22 protein-coding genes are annotated in these 19219 nt (G+C 65.1%); 20 read left to right on the top strand and 2 right to left on the bottom strand.

The annotated features are described in order from the left end of the window. Positions 1–25: 25 nt before the first annotated feature. Positions 26–841 (bottom strand): inositol-phosphate phosphatase, encoded by an 816-nt coding sequence (suhB, locus tag B3E91_RS05455; RefSeq protein ID WP_282342597.1) that lies wholly within the window; start codon positions 839–841, stop codon positions 26–28. 145 nt (positions 842–986) lie between these two features. On the opposite strand from suhB, the gene trmJ reads away from it, so the two are divergent. From trmJ to der, 18 genes are all read left to right on the top strand, one after another. Further along, positions 987–1760 (top strand): tRNA (cytosine(32)/uridine(32)-2'-O)-methyltransferase TrmJ, encoded by a 774-nt coding sequence (gene trmJ, locus B3E91_RS05450; protein ID WP_287028632.1) that lies wholly within the window; start codon positions 987–989, stop codon positions 1758–1760. Between the two features lie 162 nt (positions 1761–1922). Beyond that, positions 1923–2417, top strand: coding sequence for a Fe-S cluster assembly transcriptional regulator IscR (iscR, locus tag B3E91_RS05445; RefSeq protein ID WP_287028631.1), 495 nt, complete (start codon positions 1923–1925; stop codon positions 2415–2417). A gap of 56 nt (positions 2418–2473) precedes the next feature. Beyond that, the gene (locus tag B3E91_RS05440) at positions 2474–3688 is read left to right on the top strand and encodes an IscS subfamily cysteine desulfurase (protein ID WP_287028630.1); all 1215 of its coding nucleotides are present in this window, start codon (positions 2474–2476) and stop codon (positions 3686–3688) included. Positions 3689–3733: 45 nt separating this feature from the next. Continuing rightward, a complete protein-coding gene (gene iscU, locus B3E91_RS05435) occupies positions 3734–4120 on the top strand; it encodes a Fe-S cluster assembly scaffold IscU (RefSeq protein WP_090227102.1) in 387 nt (128 codons plus the stop codon). Positions 4121–4130: 10 nt separating this feature from the next. Next, the gene (gene iscA / locus B3E91_RS05430) at positions 4131–4454 is read left to right on the top strand and encodes an iron-sulfur cluster assembly protein IscA (RefSeq protein ID WP_090227104.1); all 324 of its coding nucleotides are present in this window, start codon (positions 4131–4133) and stop codon (positions 4452–4454) included. Between the two features lie 7 nt (positions 4455–4461). Next, entirely contained in the window at positions 4462–4983 is a 522-nt protein-coding gene (gene hscB / locus B3E91_RS05425) for a co-chaperone HscB (RefSeq protein ID WP_273232160.1), read from the top strand. 42 nt (positions 4984–5025) lie between these two features. Then, complete coding sequence (gene hscA, locus B3E91_RS05420) at positions 5026–6888, top strand: Fe-S protein assembly chaperone HscA (protein ID WP_287028629.1); 1863 nt, start codon at positions 5026–5028, stop codon at positions 6886–6888. 1 nt (position 6889) lies between these two features. Further along, the gene (gene fdx / locus B3E91_RS05415) at positions 6890–7228 is read left to right on the top strand and encodes an ISC system 2Fe-2S type ferredoxin (RefSeq protein WP_090227112.1); all 339 of its coding nucleotides are present in this window, start codon (positions 6890–6892) and stop codon (positions 7226–7228) included. Between the two features lie 7 nt (positions 7229–7235). Further along, a complete protein-coding gene (gene iscX, locus B3E91_RS05410; protein WP_090227114.1) occupies positions 7236–7436 on the top strand; it encodes a Fe-S cluster assembly protein IscX in 201 nt (66 codons plus the stop codon). 134 nt (positions 7437–7570) lie between these two features. Next, a complete protein-coding gene (gene ndk, locus B3E91_RS05405; protein WP_090227117.1) occupies positions 7571–8002 on the top strand; it encodes a nucleoside-diphosphate kinase in 432 nt (143 codons plus the stop codon). A gap of 24 nt (positions 8003–8026) precedes the next feature. Then, positions 8027–9175: a 23S rRNA (adenine(2503)-C(2))-methyltransferase RlmN gene (gene rlmN, locus B3E91_RS05400; RefSeq protein ID WP_090227120.1), complete on the top strand. Its 1149-nt coding sequence runs from the start codon at positions 8027–8029 to the stop codon at positions 9173–9175. Between the two features lie 11 nt (positions 9176–9186). Further along, positions 9187–9945, top strand: a complete 759-nt coding sequence (gene pilW, locus B3E91_RS05395; protein WP_090227123.1) for a type IV pilus biogenesis/stability protein PilW — start codon at positions 9187–9189, stop codon at positions 9943–9945. Next, the gene (locus tag B3E91_RS05390; RefSeq protein ID WP_287028628.1) at positions 9945–10937 is read left to right on the top strand and encodes a RodZ domain-containing protein; all 993 of its coding nucleotides are present in this window, start codon (positions 9945–9947) and stop codon (positions 10935–10937) included. The genes pilW and B3E91_RS05390 overlap by 1 nt, the downstream gene beginning before the upstream one ends. A 6-nt stretch (positions 10938–10943) precedes the next feature. Then, complete coding sequence (gene ispG, locus B3E91_RS05385) at positions 10944–12056, top strand: flavodoxin-dependent (E)-4-hydroxy-3-methylbut-2-enyl-diphosphate synthase (protein ID WP_273232174.1); 1113 nt, start codon at positions 10944–10946, stop codon at positions 12054–12056. Between the two features lie 18 nt (positions 12057–12074). Further along, entirely contained in the window at positions 12075–13373 is a 1299-nt protein-coding gene (gene hisS / locus B3E91_RS05380) for a histidine--tRNA ligase (RefSeq protein ID WP_090227129.1), read from the top strand. A 60-nt stretch (positions 13374–13433) separates the two neighbouring features. Then, a complete protein-coding gene (locus B3E91_RS05375; protein WP_090227454.1) occupies positions 13434–14042 on the top strand; it encodes a tetratricopeptide repeat protein in 609 nt (202 codons plus the stop codon). Between the two features lies 1 nt (position 14043). After that, complete coding sequence (bamB, locus tag B3E91_RS05370) at positions 14044–15186, top strand: outer membrane protein assembly factor BamB (protein WP_287028627.1); 1143 nt, start codon at positions 14044–14046, stop codon at positions 15184–15186. Positions 15187–15290: 104 nt separating this feature from the next. Next, positions 15291–16757: a ribosome biogenesis GTPase Der gene (der, locus tag B3E91_RS05365; protein ID WP_287028626.1), complete on the top strand. Its 1467-nt coding sequence runs from the start codon at positions 15291–15293 to the stop codon at positions 16755–16757. 64 nt (positions 16758–16821) lie between these two features. Here the strand turns inward: der and cysE are convergent, their stop codons facing one another. Continuing rightward, positions 16822–17610 carry a serine O-acetyltransferase gene (gene cysE, locus B3E91_RS05360; RefSeq protein ID WP_414708198.1) on the bottom strand — a complete coding sequence of 263 codons (789 nt, stop codon included), beginning with the start codon at positions 17608–17610 and terminating at the stop codon, positions 16822–16824. A 185-nt stretch (positions 17611–17795) separates the two neighbouring features. Between cysE and B3E91_RS05355 the strand changes: the two genes are divergently transcribed. Both B3E91_RS05355 and B3E91_RS05350 read left to right on the top strand, forming a co-directional pair. After that, the gene (locus B3E91_RS05355; protein ID WP_287028625.1) at positions 17796–18944 is read left to right on the top strand and encodes a pyridoxal phosphate-dependent aminotransferase; all 1149 of its coding nucleotides are present in this window, start codon (positions 17796–17798) and stop codon (positions 18942–18944) included. Between the two features lie 95 nt (positions 18945–19039). After that, a partial coding sequence (locus B3E91_RS05350; RefSeq protein ID WP_349681592.1) for a nitrilase-related carbon-nitrogen hydrolase occupies positions 19040–19219 on the top strand: 180 nt, incomplete at its 3' end.

The raw sequence follows: 19219 nt of genomic DNA, 5'->3' as shown, positions 1-19219 counted from the left end.
TTTTAATGCCTGGAAATTGCCGAAGTCAGCGTTTCAGCGAGGCTGGGAGGTGCGGCTGGATCGCGGTCAGCACGGCCTTGAAACACTTGGTGTTGCCCGCGACGATATTGCCCTTTTCGAGGAATTCGTGGCTGCCGGTGAAGTCGCTGACGAGGCCGCCGGCTTCCTGAACCAGCAGCGCGCCGGCGGCCATGTCCCATTCCGACAGGCCGAATTCCCAGAACGCATCGAAGCGGCCCGCGGCCACATAGGCGAGGTCCAGGCTGGCGGCGCCGGCGCGACGGATGCCGGCGGTCTGGCCGGTCAGGGCGCGGAACATGCCGAGGTAGTTTTCCAGGTTGTCCATCTGACCTTCGCGGAACGGGAAACCGGTGCCGAGAAGGGCGCCTTCCAGGCCCTTGCGCGGGCTGACGCGCATGCGGCGGCCGTTGAGGGCGGCGCCACGGCCACGGCTGGCGGTGAATTCTTCCTGGCGTACCGGGTCGAGGATCACGGCGTGTTCCAGGCGGCCGCGGTACTTGCAGGCGATGCTGACGGCGAAGTGCGGCACGCCACGCAGGAAGTTGGTGGTGCCATCCAGCGGATCGATGATCCACAGGTAGTCCTTGCCTTCGCCGCTGCCTTCGCTGAAGCCGCTTTCCTCGCCAAGGATGGAATGGGTCGGGTAGGCCTTGCGCAGCGCGGTGACGATGGTCTGTTCGGCGGCGTGATCGACTTCGCTGACGTAATCGTTGGCGTCTTTCTCGTTGATCGAGATGACGTCCAGGCGTTCGATGGAGCGGAAGATCAGTTCACCGGCGCTGCGGGCTGCGCGCAGGGCGATGTTCAGCATGGGCTGCATGGAGTTTCACCTGGGTCGTCGAATAAAGCCGGCCATACTAGCAGAAAAGCGCGATTGATGCAGTCCGAACGGAGCCTTCGCGTAGCGTGGCGGAATGGGCTTCTGTAAGATTTATCCCCCTTTGAGAACGCTTGCGGAGCCGACCTTGCTGCAGAACATTCGCGTGGTCCTGGTCAATACCAGTCATCCGGGCAATATCGGCGGCGCGGCGCGGGCCATGAAGAACATGGGGTTCGCCGATCTGGTACTGGTCGATCCGCTGGAGTTTCCGAGTCCAAAGGCCGACGCCCGTGCATCCGGCGCCACCGATGTGCTCGCTGCGGCGCGTGTCGTGGCGACGCTGGAGGAGGCGCTGGTCGGTTGCAGCCTGGTGCTTGGCACGAGCGCTCGCGATCGACGCATTCCCTGGCCGCTGCTGGATCCGCGTGAGTCTGCGGTCACTTCTCTGGAGCAGGCCACCAAGGGCAGCAAGGTGGCGCTGGTGTTCGGGCGGGAGTATGCCGGGCTGACCAATGAGGAGCTGCAGCGCTGCCACTACCATGTGCATATTCCTTCGGACCCTGAGTTTGGCTCGTTGAATCTCGCCGCTGCGGTGCAGGTGCTGACCTACGAGGTCCGTATGGCCTGGCTGGCACAGCAGAACAAGCCGACCAAGATGGAAAAGACCGAAGCGCTCGCCGATGGCGATGCGGAGGTGTGTACGGCCGAGGAGATGGAGTCGTTCTACCGCCATTTGGAGCGGGTCATGCTGGACATCCGCTTCCTCGATCCCGAAAAGCCCCGCCACCTGATGCCGCGCCTTCGCCGCCTATACGGGCGTGCGGCGGTGAGCAAGCTGGAAATGAACATCTTGCGTGGCATCCTCACGGAAACCCAGAAAGCCATCCGCGGCGAGCCACATAAGCGTGGTAACCCCTGATAGCGGTGGGATAGGCGAGCTTGGCGGTAGGGGATTACCTTCTGCTATGATTCTGCGCCGCTTCGCTGGATTAATCCGACTGAGTTGATAGGTCTTATAGTTGACTTAAATACTCGGAGATTGGATAATCGGCTCAAACCAGCGAATTCTGTGGTACCACTCATGCGATTGACCACTAAAGGCCGTTACGCCGTCACCGCCATGCTCGATCTGGCCCTGCATGCGCAAAGCGGGCCTGTTTCCCTGGCCGACATTTCCGAGCGCCAGGGCATTTCCCTGTCTTACCTGGAGCAGCTTTTCGCCAAGCTTCGTCGTAGCGGGCTGGTGTCCAGCGTGCGTGGGCCGGGCGGCGGCTATCAGCTCTCCCGGGAGATGGGCGGCATTCAGGTCGCCCAGGTGATCGACGCCGTCAACGAATCGGTCGACGCGACCCGCTGCCAGGGGCTCGGCGATTGCCATTCCGGCGATACCTGCCTGACCCACCACCTGTGGTGCGACCTCAGCGACCAGATTCACGAGTTCCTCAGTGGCATCAGCCTGGCCGATCTGGTCACCCGTCGCGAAGTGCAGGAAGTTGCCCTGCGGCAGGATCAGCGCCGCATTTCCACGGGCAGGCCGATGAGCCTGGACAAGATTCAAGCGTCCGCCGTCGAATAGACGGACATAACAGGGCGCCGGCCGCGAGGCCTTGATATCTGATTAGGAGATCACCGATGAGATTGCCGATTTATCTGGACTATTCCGCCACTACCCCAGTCGATCCGCGAGTTGCGCAGAAGATGGTCGAGTGCCTGACCATGGACGGCAATTTCGGCAACCCTGCGTCGCGTTCCCACGTGTTCGGCTGGCGCGCTGAAGAAGCCGTCGAAACCGCACGTCGCCAGGTGGCCGATCTGGTCAATGCCGACCCGCGTGAAATCGTCTGGACCTCCGGTGCCACCGAATCGGACAACCTCGCCCTCAAGGGCGTCGCGCATTTCTACGCGAACAAGGGCAAGCACATCGTCACCACCAAGATCGAGCACAAGGCGATCCTGGACACCGCTCGCCAGCTCGAGCGCGAAGGCTTCGAGGTCACCTACCTCGATCCGCGCGAAGATGGCCTGATCACCGCCGAGATGGTCGAAGCCGTGCTGCGCGAGGACACCATTCTGGTGTCGGTCATGCACGTGAACAACGAGATCGGCACGGTCAACGACATCGCGGCCATCGGCGAGCTGACCCGTTCGCGGGGCATCCTCTTCCATGTCGACGCGGCGCAGTCCACCGGCAAGGTCGAGATCGACCTGGAAAAGCTGAAGGTCGACCTGATGTCGTTCTCGGCGCACAAGACCTACGGCCCCAAAGGCATCGGCGCGCTCTACGTGCGTCGCAAGCCGCGCGTTCGCCTGGAAGCACAGACCCACGGTGGCGGCCACGAACGCGGCATGCGTTCCGGCACCCTGGCGACCCACCAGATCGTCGGCATGGGCGAGGCGTTCCGCATCGCCAAGCAGGACATGGTCAAGGACGCCGAGCACGTTCGTGCCCTGAGCGCCCGTTTCTACCGTCAGGTCGAGTCGCTCGAAGAGCTCTACGTCAACGGCAGCCTGACCTCCCGCGTACCGCACAACCTGAACCTCAGCTTCAATTACGTCGAGGGCGAATCGCTGATCATGGCGCTCAAGGACCTCGCGGTATCCTCGGGTTCGGCCTGCACCTCGGCGTCGCTGGAGCCTTCCTACGTGCTGCGCGCGCTGGGCCGCAACGATGAGCTGGCGCACAGCTCGATCCGCTTCACCTTCGGTCGTTTCACCACCGAGGAAGACATCGACTACGCGGCGCAGAAAGTCTGCGAAGCAGTAACCAAGCTGCGCGAATTGTCGCCGCTTTGGGACATGTACAAAGAGGGTGTCGACCTTTCCCAGGTCGAATGGCAGGCGCACTAAGACGTCACCCACAAGCCGCCCGCGTGATTACAGAGGAATTGCATCATGGCTTACAGTGAAAAGGTCATCGACCATTACGAGAATCCGCGCAACGTCGGCAAGCTCAACGCCGAGGACCCGGACGTAGGCACCGGCATGGTCGGTGCGCCGGCCTGCGGCGACGTCATGCGTCTGCAGATCAAGGTGAACGAGCAGGGCGTGATCGAAGACGCCAAGTTCAAGACCTACGGTTGCGGTTCGGCGATCGCCTCCAGCTCCCTCGCCACCGAGTGGATGAAGGGCAAGACGCTGGACGAAGCCGAACTGATCAAGAACACCACCATCGCCGAAGAGTTGGCGCTGCCGCCGGTGAAGATCCACTGCTCGGTTCTGGCGGAGGACGCTATCAAGGCGGCTGTGCGTGACTACAAGCACAAGAAAGGCCTGATCTGAGGAGGCGCCAATGGCCATCAGCATGACTGAAGCGGCGGTTCGCCACGTTCGTCGCTCCCTCGAAGGGCGCGGCAAGGGCGAGGGCATCCGTCTGGGCGTTCGCACCACCGGATGCTCGGGGCTGGCCTACGTGCTGGAGTTCGTCGACGAGTTCAGCAGCGATGATCAGGTCTTCGAGACCAATGGCGTACGCGTGATCGTCGATCCCAAGAGCCTGGTCTACCTCGATGGCACGGAGCTGGACTTCGTCCGTGAAGGGCTCAACGAAGGCTTCAAGTTCAATAACCCCAACGTGCGCGGCGAATGTGGCTGCGGCGAGAGCTTCAATACCTGAGGCTATCGTGGGCACTCCCTGTCATTTCGCGCTGTTCGACCTGCAGCCCGGTTTTCGCATCGACCTCGAGCAGCTGGCGGTGCGTTATCGGGAGCTGGCTCGTGCCACCCATCCGGATCGTTTCGCCGATGCGCCCGCCAGCGAGCAGCGCATTGCGCTCGAGCGTGCGGCGGGGCTCAATGAGGCCTACCGGACGCTGAAGAACGCGCCCCAGCGCGCCCGCTACCTTCTGGCGATTCGTGGCCAGGAACTGCCCCTGGAAGTCACCGTGCAGGACCCGCAGTTCCTGCTGCAGCAGATGCAGTGGCGCGAGGAGCTCGAGGAACTGCAGGACGAGGCCGATCTGGCCGGCGTCGCGGTCTTCAAGCGGCGCCTGAAAGCGGCCCAGGAGGCGCTCGAGGAAAGCTTCGCGGCCAGCTGGGAGGACCCCGCGCAGCGCGAGGAGTCCGAGCGGCTGGTGCGGCGCATGCAGTTTCTCGACAAGCTTTCCCAGGAAGTGCGCCAGCTCGAAGAGCGCCTCGACGATTAACCCACGCATCGCCGACGCGGTGCGTCCGAAACGCAGGCAACCATGGCTTTACTGCAGATCGCTGAACCCGGGCAAACCCCTCAGCCGCACCAGCGTCGCCTGGCGGTGGGTATTGACCTGGGCACCACCAATTCCCTGGTCGCCGCCGTGCGCAGCGGCCTCTCCGAACCGCTCCCCGATGAGCAGGGCCGCGTCATCCTGCCGTCCGCCGTGCGCTATCACGCCGATCGCGTGGACGTGGGCGAGGCGGCACGCAATGCCGCTTCCAGCGATCCGCTGAACAGCATTCTTTCGATCAAGCGGCTGATGGGGCGCGGCGTCGCCGACGTCAAGCAACTGGGCGACCAGTTGCCCTACCGCTTCGTCGAGGGCGAGTCGCACATGCCCTTCATCGACACCGTGCAGGGGCCGAAGAGCCCGGTAGAGGTGTCCGCCGACATCCTCGGCGTGCTGCGCAAGCGTGCCGAGCAGACCCTCGGTGGCGAACTGGTCGGCGCGGTGATCACGGTGCCGGCCTACTTCGACGACGCCCAGCGCCAGGCCACCAAGGATGCCGCGCGGCTCGCCGGCCTCAACGTGCTGCGCCTGCTCAACGAGCCCACCGCCGCCGCGGTCGCCTACGGACTGGACCAGCAGGCCGAGGGTCTGGTGGCGATCTACGACCTGGGCGGCGGCACCTTCGACATTTCCATCCTGCGCCTGTCGCGCGGGGTCTTCGAGGTGCTGGCCACCGGCGGCGACAGCGCTCTGGGTGGCGACGATTTCGATCACGCCATCGCCAGCTGGATCATCGACAATGCCGGGCTTTCCGCCGATCTCGATCCGTCCACCCAGCGCAGCCTGCTGCAGAACGCCTGCGCCGCCAAGGAGGCGCTGAGTTCGGCGCAATCGGTCGAGGTGGTCCAGGGCGACTGGAAGGGCACGCTGACGCGTGCTCAGTTCGAGCAATTGATCGAGCCGCTGCTGGCGCGCAGCCTCAAGGCCTGCCGCCGCGCGCTGCGCGATGCCGGCATCGAGCACGAGGAAGTCGAGGCGGTGGTGATGGTCGGTGGTTCGACCCGCGTACCGCGCGTGCGCGAAGTGGTCGGCGAGCTGTTCGGTCGCGAACCGCTGACCGATATCGACCCGGACCAGGTGGTCGCCATCGGTGCGGCGATTCAGGCCGACACCCTGGCGGGCAACAAGCGCGATGGCGAGGAGCTGTTGCTGCTCGACGTGATTCCGCTGTCGCTCGGCCTGGAAACCATGGGCGGTCTGATGGAGAAGGTCATTCCACGCAACACCACGATCCCGGTGGCGCGTGCGCAGGACTTCACCACCTACAAGGACGGCCAGTCGGCGATGATGGTCCATGTGCTGCAGGGCGAGCGTGAGCTGATCAAGGATTGCCGCTCCCTGGCGCGCTTCGAGCTGCGCGGGATTCCGCCAATGGTCGCCGGCGCGGCGAAGATTCGCGTGACCTTCCAGGTGGATGCCGACGGGCTGCTCGGCGTTTCGGCGCGCGAGCTGTCCAGCGGGGTCGAGTCGAGCATCCAGGTCAAGCCGTCCTACGGTCTCACCGATGGCGAGATCGCCCGGATGCTGCAGGATTCCTTCCGCAACGCCGGCGACGACAAGGCCGCGCGCGAGCTGCGCGAGCAGCAGGTCGATGCCCAGCGTCTGCTGGAAGCCGTACAGGGCGCGCTGGATGCCGATGGGGAGCGCCTGCTCGATGACGAGGAGCGCCTGGCCATCGAGTCGCAGATGGACGAGTTGCGCCGTCTGCTCGACGGCACCGATGGCCTGGCCATCGAGCAGCAGACCAAGCGCCTGAGCAACATTACCGACGCCTTCGCCGCTCGCCGCCTCGACTCCACGGTCAAGGCGGCGCTGGCGGGGCGTCGACTGAACGAAATCGAGGAATAAGATGCCGCAAATTGTTTTTCTGCCGCACGCCGAACAATGCCCCGAGGGCGCGGTGATCGAGGCTCAGCCTGGCGAAACCATCATTGCCGCGGCGATGCGTAACGGTATCGAGATCGAGCACGCCTGCGAAATGTCCTGCGCCTGCACCACCTGCCACGTGGTCGTCCGGGAGGGCTTCGCCTCGCTGGAGGCCTCCGACGAGCTGGAGGACGACATGCTCGACAAGGCCTGGGGTCTGGAGCCGGAATCGCGCCTCTCGTGCCAGGCCGTGGTCGGCGAGAAGGACCTGACGGTCGAGATTCCGCGCTACACCATCAACCAGGTTTCGGAAAGACACTGAGGGCGCCATGGGTCTCAAATGGGTCGATGTTCAGGAAATCGCCATCCAGTTGGCCGAGAGCAGGGCGGATGTCGATCCGCGCTTCGTCAATTTCGTCAACCTGCGCAGTTGGGTAGTGGCGTTGCCGGAGTTCGACGACGACCCGCAGCGGGGCGGCGAGAAGGTTCTCGAGGCGATCCAGGCGGCGTGGATCGAAGAGGCCGAGTGAGCGCGGCGGCAGCGCTGCGGAGCGCCGCCTTCGGCTCCGACGTGCGCGCACCGCAGCTTCTACGCATTTGACCGGAACCCGCGTATAATTCGCGGGTTTAATTTTTGCTTAATCCTTGTTTCATGGAGTTTTTCATGGCTGTCGAACGTACTTTTTCCATCATCAAACCCGATGCCGTCGCCAAGAACGTAATCGGCGAGATCGTCACCCGCTTCGAGAAGGCCGGCCTGCGCGTCGTTGCCTCGAAGATGGTCCAGCTGTCCGAGCGTGAAGCGGGCGGTTTCTACGCCGAGCACAGCGAGCGCGGCTTCTTCAAGGACCTGGTTGCCTTCATGACCTCCGGTCCGGTGGTTCTGCAGGTTCTGGAAGGCGAAGGCGCCATCCTGAAGAACCGCGAGCTGATGGGCGCTACCGATCCGAAGAAAGCCGACGCTGGCACCATTCGCGCCGATTTCGCCGTGTCGATCGACGAGAACGCCGTTCACGGTTCCGACTCCGAAGCCTCGGCCGCTCGCGAAATCGCCTACTTCTTCGCCTCCACCGAGGTCTGCGCTCGCATTCGCTGAGGCGAAGGGCGCGAGGGTGAAACCATGACCGAAGCCACCGGCAAGACCAACCTGCTGGGTCTGACCCAGCCGGAAATGGAGCAGTTCTTCGAACGGATCGGGGAAAAGCGTTTTCGTGCCGGCCAGGTGATGAAATGGATTCACCACTTTGGCGTCGATGATTTCGACGCCATGAGCAACCTTGGCAAGGCCCTGCGCGACAAGCTCAAGGGTTGCGCCGAGGTTCGCGGTCCGGAAATCGTCAGCCAGGACATCTCCACCGACGGCACCCGCAAATGGGTGGTGCGCGTGGCGTCCGGCAGTTGCGTCGAGACCGTGTACATCCCGCAGGGCGGGCGCGGCACCTTGTGCGTGTCGTCGCAGGCCGGCTGCGCGCTGGATTGCAGTTTCTGCTCCACCGGCAAACAAGGATTCAACAGCGATCTGACCGCGGCCGAAGTCATCGGCCAGGTCTGGATCGCCAACAAGTCGTTCGGCACCGTGCCGGCGAAGATCGATCGCGCCATCACCAACGTGGTGATGATGGGCATGGGCGAGCCGCTGCTGAACTTCGACAACGTGGTCGCCGCCATGACCATCATGATGGACGACCTCGGCTACGGCATCTCCAAGCGCAAGGTGACGCTGTCGACCTCCGGCGTGGCGCCGATGATCGACAAGCTCGGCCAGGTGATCGACGTGTCGCTGGCACTGTCGTTGCACGCGCCCAACGACGCGCTGCGCAACAAGCTGGTGCCGATCAACCGCAAGTACCCGCTGGCGGTGGTGCTGGACGCCTGCAAACGCTACATCGGCGGGCTCGGCGAGAAGCGTTTCCTGACCATCGAGTACACGCTGCTCAAGGACGTCAACGATCAGCCCGAGCACGCCGCCGAGATGATCGCTCTGCTCGCCGACGTGCCGTGCAAGGTCAACCTGATTCCCTTCAACCCGTTTCCCCATTCCGGCTACGAGCGGCCGAGCAACAATGCGATACGGCGGTTTCAGGATCTTCTCCACAAGGCCGGCCACAATGTTACCGTGCGCACCACGCGCGGCGAGGACATCGACGCGGCCTGCGGCCAGTTGGTGGGCCAGGTGCTCGATCGGACCCGCCGCAGCGAGCGCTACATTGCCGTGCGCGAGCTGAGTGCCGAGACAGAGACGCCGCGCAGCGCCGCGAATCGGACTTGAAGGGAGACACCATGACACTGCGCGTTGCGCTGCTCGTATGCGTTATCGGCTGGTTGACAGGGTGCGTGTCCACCGGCCATGTCGACCCGATGAAAACCTCCAAGGGCCGGGATCAGGCCCGCGATGCCTACATCCAGCTGGGCATCGGCTATCTGCAGCAGGGCGACACCGAGCGCGCCAAGTCGCCGCTGAAAAGCGCACTGGAGATCGACCCGAGCAACGCCGATGCGCATACGGCGCTGGCGCTCGTGTTCCAGGCGCAGATGGAACCGAAGCTCGCCGACGAGCACTACCGCAAGGCGTTGGCCGAGCGCGGTAACGACCCGCGCATCCTCAACAACTACGGCGGCTTCCTTTTCGAGCAGAAGGATTACAAGCAGGCCTACCAGCGTTTCGAGCAGGCCTCCACCGATACCCTGTATTCCGAACGCTCGCGGGTGTTCGAGAACCTCGGCATGACCGCCCTGGCGATGAACCAGCGTGACCTCGCCAAGCAGCATTTCGAACGTGCCCTGCGGCTGAACAACCAGCAGCCGAGGGCACTGTTCGAGCTGGCGCAGATGTCCTACGAGGACAAGGAATACGTTCCCGCACGTGCCTACTACCAGCGTTTTAGTAGCCTGGCCCCGCAGAACGCCCGTACCCTGCTGCTCGGCATTCGCCTGGCGCGGGTCTTCGAGGATCGGGACACCGCGGCCAGCTATGGCCTGCAACTGAAACGGCTGTATCCCGGCTCGCCGGAATACAAGCAATATCTATCGGAGCAGTGATGAAAACGTCGCAAACCGAAGCTGTCGCGGCGACTCGTACCAACCCGGGCGAGACATTGCGTGCGGCGCGCGAAGAAAAGGGCTGGACGCTGGAAGAGGCGGCCAGCCAGTTGAACCTGACGCCCACCTCGCTGGGCCAGATCGAAGCCGGTTCGTTCGACAAGCTGCCCGGGCACACTTTCGCCCGCGGCTACATCCGCGCCTACGCCAAGCTGCTGGGCATGGACCAGGCGCAGATGGTCAGCGCGTTCGACCATTACACCGGTACCGACGCCAGCGGCAGCAGCGTGCATGCGCTCGGACGCATCGAAGAGCCGATGCGGCTGTCGCAGAACATCCTGCGCTTCGTCAGCTTCGCCTTGCTGGTGGCCCTCGGCCTGGCCGGATTCTTCTGGTGGCAGGGGCAGAGCGACCAGGTCGCGCGCGAGCAGGCCGGTACGCCGATCGAACACGTGGAAGTCGAGAGTGCCGACGGCACCACCCAGATCCATCCGCTGGACGAGCCCGAGGACCAGGCCGTCGTCGAGGCGCGCGAGCCCGATGAGCTGAGCCTGCCGGTTTCGCCCGAGGTCGCCAGCGGCAACGACGAAGCGGCGGCTACGGCGCCGAATGCTACGGCCGGCGTTGGCCAACCCGCTGCGTCGGCCAGTGCGCCTGCCTCTGCTCCGCTGCCGCTGCCGGCCGCTCCGACCGCGACCCAGGCTCCGGCGCAAGCGGCAGCTTCCGAAGTGCCTGTCGCTCCGGCGGCGGGTGAGGGCGTGGTCGCGATCCAGTTCGTCGCGGACTGCTGGACTCAGGTCACCGATGCCTCCGGCAAGGTGCTGGTGAGCATGCTCAAGCGCAAGGGCGACAGCCTGCAGGTGACCGGCAAGGCACCGCTCGAGCTTCGTCTCGGTTACGCCCGCGGCGCTCAGGTCAGCTACAACGGCCAGCCCGTCGACATGACGTCCTTTACCCGCGGTGAAACCGCCCGCCTGAAGTTGGGACAATAAGACCCCATGCACAGCGAATCCCCGATCAAACGCCGGCTGTCCCGCAAGATTTGGGTCGGCTCCGTGCCGGTGGGCGGCGATGCGCCGATCTCCGTGCAGAGCATGACCAACACTGACACCTGCGATGTCGCGGCCACGGTCGCGCAGATCAGCCGTCTCGAGCAGGCCGGTGCCGACATCGTGCGTGTTTCGGTGCCGGACATGGACGCCGCCGAAGCCTTCGGCAGGATCAAGCAGCAGGTCAACCTGCCGCTGGTGGCGGATATCCACTTCGATTACCAGATCGCCCTGCGCGTCGCCGAACTCGGTGTGGATTGCCTGCGCATCAACCCCGGCAACATCGGCCGCGAAGACCGCGTGCGCGCGGTGGTCGAGGCGGCGCGCGACAAGGGCATCCCGATCCGCATCGGGGTCAACGCCGGTTCGCTGGAAAAGGACCTGCAGAAGAAGTACGGCGAGCCGACCCCGCAAGCGCTGGTCGAGTCGGCGCTGCGCCATGTCGAGCACCTGGATCGGCTGAACTTCCCGGACTTCAAGGTCAGCGTGAAGGCCTCCGACGTGTTCATGGCGGTCGAGGCCTATCGCCTGCTCGCCAAACAGATCGAGCAGCCGCTGCACCTGGGCATCACCGAGGCCGGCGGCCTGCGTTCGGGCACGGTGAAATCCGCCGTCGGCCTGGGCATGCTGCTTGCCGACGGGATTGGCGATACCATCCGCATCTCGCTGGCCGCCGACCCGGTCGAGGAGATTAAGGTCGGCTTCGATATCCTCAAGTCCCTGCGCCTGCGTTCGCGTGGCATCAACTTCATCGCCTGCCCGAGTTGCTCGCGGCAGAACTTCGATGTGGTGAAGACCATGAACGAGCTGGAAACCCGTGTGGAAGACCTGCTGGTGCCGATGGACGTCGCCGTGATCGGTTGCGTGGTCAACGGGCCCGGCGAGGCCAAGGAGGCGCATATCGGCCTCACCGGCGGCACGCCGAACAACCTGATCTACATCGACGGCAAGCCGGCGCAGAAACTGACCAACGAAAATCTGGTGGATGAGCTGGAACGGCTGATCCGCCAGAAAGCGGCCGAAAAGGCCGAAGCCGACGCGGCACTGATCGCCCGCGGCTGACTTTTTTAAGGATTCTTTGTGAGTAAGACGCTCCAGGCCATTCGTGGCATGAACGACATCCTCCCCGAGCAGACCCCGCTCTGGCGCTACTTCGAGGACAGCGTGGCCCGCCTGCTCGACGGCTATGGCTATCGGCAGATTCGCATGCCCATCGTCGAGTTCACCGAATTGTTCAAGCGCTCCATCGGCGAAGTCACCGACATCGTCGAGAAGGAGATGTACACCTTCGAGGACCGCAACGGCGATTCGCTGACGCTGCGTCCCGAAGGCACCGCTGCCTGCGTGCGCGCCGTGCTGGAACATGGCCTGACCGGCGGCGGGCAACCGCAGAAACTCTGGTACGCCGGCCCGATGTTCCGCCACGAGCGTCCGCAAAAGGGCCGTTACCGGCAGTTCCACCAGATCGGCCTGGAAGTGTTCAACCTCGAAGGGCCGGACGTCGACGCCGAGTTGATCGTGCTGACCTGGCGCCTGTGGAAACTGCTTGGCATCCGTGACGCGGTGACCCTCGAACTCAACAGCCTGGGCACGCCCGAGGCGCGCGCGCGTTACCGCGAGGCGCTGGTCGACTACCTGTCCGCGCGTGAAAGCCAGCTCGACGAGGACAGCCGCCGTCGCCTGGCGAGCAACCCGCTGCGGATTCTCGACAGCAAGGACGCCAATACCCAGGCGCTGCTGGTCGACGCGCCGAAACTGGCGGATTACCTGGACGACGAATCGCAGACCCACTTCGATGGCCTGAAGACGCGTCTGGATGCCGCCGGCATTCCCTACGTGATCAATCCCAAGCTGGTGCGTGGCCTCGACTACTACAGCAAGACGGTGTTCGAGTGGGTCACCGACCAGCTCGGTTCCCAGGGCACGGTGTGTGCCGGCGGCCGCTATGATGGGCTGGTCGAGCAGATGGGTGGCAAGCCGACGCCGGGCGTGGGTTTCGCCATGGGCATCGAGCGCCTGGTGCTGCTGCTGGAAACCCTCGGCAAGGTGCCCGAATCGCTGGCGCGCCAGGTCGACGTCTATCTGTGCGCCTTCGGCGAGGCGGCCGAAGTGGCCGCGCTGGCGCTGTCGGAGCGTCTGCGTGACCAGTTGCCGGACCTGCGCCTGCAGGTCAACGCTGGTGCCGGAAGTTTCAAGAGTCAACTGAAGAAGGCCGACAAGAGTGCCGCGCTGTATGCCCTGATCCTCGGTGAGGACGAGCTGGCGCAGCAGGTGGTCGGCGTCAAACCGCTGCGCGACTCGCTCAAGGAGCAGGGCAACGGTGAACAACGGACCATCGCCTGGGATGCTCTCGCCGAGCACCTGGCAAGCTGCCTCTAACAGGCGTGATCAAGGAGTAATGGCGTGACCTCGCGTACCGAAGACGAAAACCTGGCGCTGATGCGCGACTGGTGGCAGCGCAACGGCAAGCCGCTGTTGACCGGCATCCTGCTGGCGCTGGTGCTGGTGTTTGGCTGGCAGGCCTGGAAGAAGCACGAAACCAACAAGGAGCAGGGCGCCTCGGTCGTGTATCAGCAACTGCTGGAAAGCGTGCTGATGAGCACCGGCCAGCCGGATGCGGCGCGCGTCGCCGAGTTGGCTGGTGCGCTGAAGAAGGATTTCCCCGGCACGCATTATGCGCAGTACGGCAGCTTCTTCGTGGCCAAGGTGGCGGTCGAGTCGGGCAAGCTGGACGACGCCGTCGCCGAGCTGCAGCCGATCGTCGACAAGCCGGCCGACGCGGTGCTCGGCGAGCTGGCGCGTCAGCGTCTGGCGCGCGTGCTCGCGGCCCAGGACAAGGCCGAAGAGGCACTCAAGCTGCTCGACGGCGACGCCGACAAGGCGTTCGTCGCCAGCCGCGAAGAAATCAAGGGTGATCTGCTGGCGAAGCTGGGCCGTACCGACGAAGCGCACGGCGCTTACGAGAAGGCCAAGGCGGCGCTCTCCGACGAGGCTGCCGTGGGTAGCCTGCAAATGAAACTCGACGACCTGGCGAAAGGGGATGCGTGACGTGACGCACTGGAAATATGCCGCAGTGCTGACCCTGGCCGTGCTGGCCGTGGGTTGCAGCAGCAACAGCAAGAAGGAATTGCCGCCCGCCGAACTGGTCAAGTTCGACGCGGAGGTGAAGCTCGACGAACAGTGGAGCCGCTCCGTCGGCGACGGTCAGGGCGACCTCTACAACCTGCTGGCTCCAGCCGTTGACGGCGACAGCATCTTCGCTGCCGGCGCGGACGGCGATGTCATGGCGCTGGACCGCGAAACCGGCAAGGTGCTCTGGAAGAAGGACCTCGAAGCGCCGGTATCCGGCGGCGTCGGCGTCGGCTCGGGAATGGTCCTGCTCGGCACCCTGAAAGGTGAAGTGATCGCCCTCGACGCCGCCAGTGGCGAAGAGAAGTGGCGTGCGCGTGTCACCAGCGAGGTGCTTTCGGCGCCCGCCACCAACGGTGACATCGTCGTGGTTCAGACCCAGGACGACCGCCTGATCGGGCTCGAGGCCAGTACCGGTACGCAGCGCTGGATCTACGAAAACTCTCCGGCCGTGCTGACCCTGCGTGGCACTGGCGCGCCGGTCGTGACCAACAACCTGGCCATCGCCGGGCTGTCCACCGGCAAGGTCATCGCCGTCGACACCCAGCGCGGCCTGCCGGTCTGGGAACAGCGCGTAGCCGTGCCGCAGGGCCGTTCCGAGCTGGATCGCGTGGTCGACATCGACGGCGGCCTGCTGCTCTCGGGCACCACGCTGTACGTCGTCACCTACCAGGGTCGCCTGGCCGGTCTCGACCTGCAAACCGGCCGGGTGCTCTGGCAGCGCGATGCCTCCAGCTACGTCGGCGTCGCCGAAGGTTTCGGCAGCGTCTACGTGAGCCAGGCCAGCGGCACCGTCGAAGGCATCGACGAGCGCTCGACCTCGGCGCTGTGGAGCAACGACTCCCTGGCCCGTCGCGAGCTGTCGGCGCCGGCGGTGTTCTCCAGCTATGTCGCGGTCGGCGACATCGAGGGCTACCTGCACCTGCTCAGCCAGGTCGATGGGCGCTTCGTCGCTCGCGAGCGCATCGACAGCGACGGCCTGCGCGTCCGCCCGCTGGTCGTCGGCGACACGCTGTATGCCTTCGGCAACAGCGGCAAACTGGTCGCGATGAAAATCCGCTGACCTGCGGCGGACCGGCGTTTGCCGGTCGCTGTGCTTAACTTTTCGTCGGCCGCTGCCCCCGCAGCGGCCGACGTGTTTTCGTAGATTCAACGCTGGAGGAGCCAATGGTTCCGGTAATCGCCCTGGTGGGCCGCCCCAACGTGGGCAAGTCGACCCTGTTCAACCGCCTGACCCGCACCCGCGACGCGATCGTCGGTGACCTGTCGGGCCTGACCCGCGATCGTCAGTACGGCGAAGCCAAGTGGGAAGGGCGCAGCTACATCCTGGTCGACACCGGCGGCATTTCCGGCGACGAGGAGGGCATCGACGAGAAGATGGCGGAGCAGTCGCTGCTGGCCATCGAGGAAGCCGATGTCGTGCTGTTCCTGGTCGACGCCCGTGCCGGGCTGACCGCGGGCGACCAGATGATTGGCGAGCACCTGCGCAAGCGCAACAAGCGCAGTTACCTGGTGGTGAACAAGGTCGACAACATCGACCCGGACATCGCCCGCGCCGAATTCGCCCCGATGGGCCTCGGCCAGGCGCTGCCGATCGCCGGCGCGCACGGTCGCGGCATCAGCCAGATGCTCGAAGTGGCGCTCGGCGAGTTCGCCCGCGACGAGGAGGAGAATCCCCTCGACGAAGAAGTCGCCGAAGGCGAGGAAGCCAAGCGCATTCCCGGCCCGAGCGAAAAGGACGGCATCAAGATCGCCATCATCGGCCGGCCCAACGTCGGCAAGTCGACGCTGGTCAACCGCATGCTCGGCGAAGACCGCGTGGTGGTCTACGACCAGCCCGGCACCACCCGCGACAGCATCTACATCCCGTTCGAGCGCAACGACGAGAAGTACACGCTGATCGACACCGCTGGCGTGCGCAAGCGCGGCAAGATCCACGAGGAAGTCGAGAAGTTCTCGGTGGTGAAGACGCTGCAGGCGATCAAGGACGCCAACGTGGTGATCTTCGTCATGGACGCCCGCGAAGGTGTGGTCGACCACGACCTCAACCTGCTCGGCTTCGCCATCGAATCCGGCCGCGCCCTGGTCATCGCGCTGAACAAGTGGGACGGCATGCAGCCCAGCGAGCGCGACTACGTGAAGACCGAGCTGGAGCGCCGGCTGTTCTTCGTCGACTACGCCGACATCCACTTCATCTCGGCGCTGCACGGCACCGGCGTGGGCAACCTGTACAAGTCGGTGCAGGCCTCGTTCCTGTCGGCGATCACCCGCTGGCCGACCAATCGGCTGACGCAGATCCTCGAGGACGCAGTGCAGGAGCACCAGCCGCCGATGGTCAGCGGTCGCCGCATCAAGCTGCGCTATGCCCACCTGGGTGGCGCCAACCCGCCGCTGATCGTGATCCACGGCAACCAGGTCGAGGCGGTGCCGAAGTCCTACACGCGCTATCTGGAGAACACCTTCCGGCGCGTGCTCAAGCTGGTCGGCACGCCGATCCGCATCGAGTACAAGGGCGGCGAAAACCCCTACGAGGGCAACAAGAACACCCTCACCGATCGCCAGGTGAACAAGAAGCGCCGGCTGATGAGCCACCACAAGAAGGCCGAGAAGAAGCGTCGCGACAAGAAGCGCTGATCCTCCGGCAGGCGGAAGTCTGCCGTTGCCGCTCCCGCCCGAACGAGGCGCCGTCCTGGCGCCTTCAGCTGTCCTGATCGAACGACTGATCCATGTCCAGCGCCGGCTGCTCGTGGCGCGGCGTGCCTACCCGGCGCGCCGGGTTGCCGACCACCGTGGTGTGCGCCGCCACGTCGGCCAGCACCACGCTGCCGGCGCCGACCTTGGCGCCTTCGCCGATCTCGATGTTGCCGAGGATCTTAGCCCCGGCGCCGATCATCACGCCGCAGCGCACCTTGGGGTGCCGATCGCCGCATTCCTTGCCGGTGCCGCCGAGGGTCACGCCCTGCAGGATCGAGACGTTGTCCCCGACCACCGCGGTTTCGCCGATGACGATGCCGCTGCCGTGATCGAACATGATCCCCCGGCCGATGCGGCTGGCCGGGTTGATGTCGATGGCCAGGCGTTCGTTGCTGCGCGACTGGATGAACATCGACAGCAGGCGGTTGCCGTCGAGGTGCAGCCGGTGCGCGATGCGGTACGCCTGCAGGGCGAGAAACCCCTTGGAGAAGAGGAACACCTCGAGCATCGACTCGAACGCCGGGTCGCGGCTGACGGTGGCCTGCAGGTCCTGCCAGGCGGCTTCGGCGAGCGCCGGCTCCTCGCGGTGGAGCAGGGCGAAACGCTCCGCCAGCGCGGCTTCCTGATGGGTTCCCGATGCCAGGCCCTGGGCGACGCGGTGCGCCAGCGCCGTGCCGAAGCTTTCGTGGGCGAGCAGCGCGTGCTGCAGGATGGCGGACAGGGCCGGCTCGCGGGCGCTGGCGTGTTCGGCCTGCGCGCGAATCTCGTTCCAGGGCGATGGCGTGGGAATCATGCGGGTCATGCTGGGCTCTCCGCCGGCGTGGGGCGCGCAGGATAGGACAGTGCGGGCGATTGGCAAAGAGTCTACGCCTTCGCGGGCAGCTATCGATGACGGCCTCGAATCCGCCCGCCGGCATCGGCTATTCTTGCCTGCCCGGTCCCCGCGACCCAGCCAGGCGTCCCGCCCAGATAGCCACCATGATCGTCAGCAAACTGCCCCACGTCGGCACCACCATCTTCACCCGCATGTCGCAGCTCGCCGCGCAGACCGGGGCGATCAACCTGTCCCAGGGCTTTCCTGACTACGACGGCCCCGAGGCGCTGCGCGAGGCGGTCGGCCGGCATATCGCCAGCGGCCACAACCAGTACGCGCCGATGACCGGGTTACCGGCGTTGCGCGAGCAGGTCGCGGCGAAGATCGGCGCACTCTACGGCCGCGCGGTCGATGCCGACAGCGAGGTGACCATCACTCCCGGCGCGACCCAGGCGATCTTCTGCGCGATCCAGACCCTGGTGCGTCCGGGCGATGAGGTGATCGTCTTCGACCCCTGCTACGACAGCTACGAGCCTTCCGTGGAGCTGGCCGGCGGCCGTTGCGTGCACCTGCAACTGCAAGCGCCCGAATTCACCCTCGACTGGGCGGCGCTGGAGCGCGCGCTGAACGCGCGTACCCGGCTGATCGTGCTGAACACGCCGCACAATCCCAGTGGTTCGCTGATCGGCCGGGCCGACCTCGACCGCCTCGCCGAGCTGATCCGCGGCCGTGACCTCTACCTGCTCAGCGACGAGGTCTACGAGCACCTGGTGTTCGACGGCGTCGCCCACGCCAGCGTGCTGTCCCACGACGAGCTGTACGCGCGCGCCTTCGTGGTCAGCTCCTTCGGCAAGACCTACCACGTCACCGGCTGGAAGACCGGCTACGTGGTGGCGCCGCCGGCGCTCAGCGCCGAGCTGCGCAAGGTCCACCAGTACGTCAGCTTCTGCGGCGTGACCCCGTTGCAGTACGCCCTGGCGGATTTCATGGCCGAACACCCGGAGCACGTCAGCGAGTTGCCGGCCTTCTACCAGGCCAAGCGCGACCTGTTCTGCCACCTGCTAGCCGACTCGCGTTTCGTCTTCACCCCGGCGGCTGGCACCTATTTCCAGTTGGTCGACTATTCGGTGATCCGCCCGGACCTCGACGACGTGCAGATGGCCGAATGGCTGACCCGCGAGCACGGCGTCGCGGCGATCCCGATCTCGGTGTTCTACCAGTCCGCTCCCAGCGACCTGCGCCTGGTGCGCTTCTGCTTCGCCAAGCGCGAGGAAACCCTGCGCGAGGCCGCACGGCGGCTCTGCGCGATCTGAGCCGTTCGTAGGGTGCGCCATGCGCACCGTGCATTCACTCCAATCCTGGATCGATGCGCCAGAAGCATCCGCGTCCCACGCAAAAGGAGCATCGCATGAGCAAGCAGGAACACCTCGAACTGGCCCTGATCCAGACCACCCTGGCCTGGCACGACCCGGAGGCCAACCGCGCGCATTTCGAGGCGCGGCTGGAGCAGGCGCGCGGCGCCGACCTGATCGTCCTGCCGGAGATGTTCAGCACCGGCTTCTCGATGCATTCCGAGCACCTGGCCGAG

The organism is Pseudomonas sp. UBA6310, assembly GCF_002438225.1.
GTDB lineage: Bacteria > Pseudomonadota > Gammaproteobacteria > Pseudomonadales > Pseudomonadaceae > Pseudomonas_O > Pseudomonas_O kuykendallii.
Note: the sequence above shows the minus strand (reverse complement) of the source record. Positions and strands in the feature narration are given on the sequence as shown.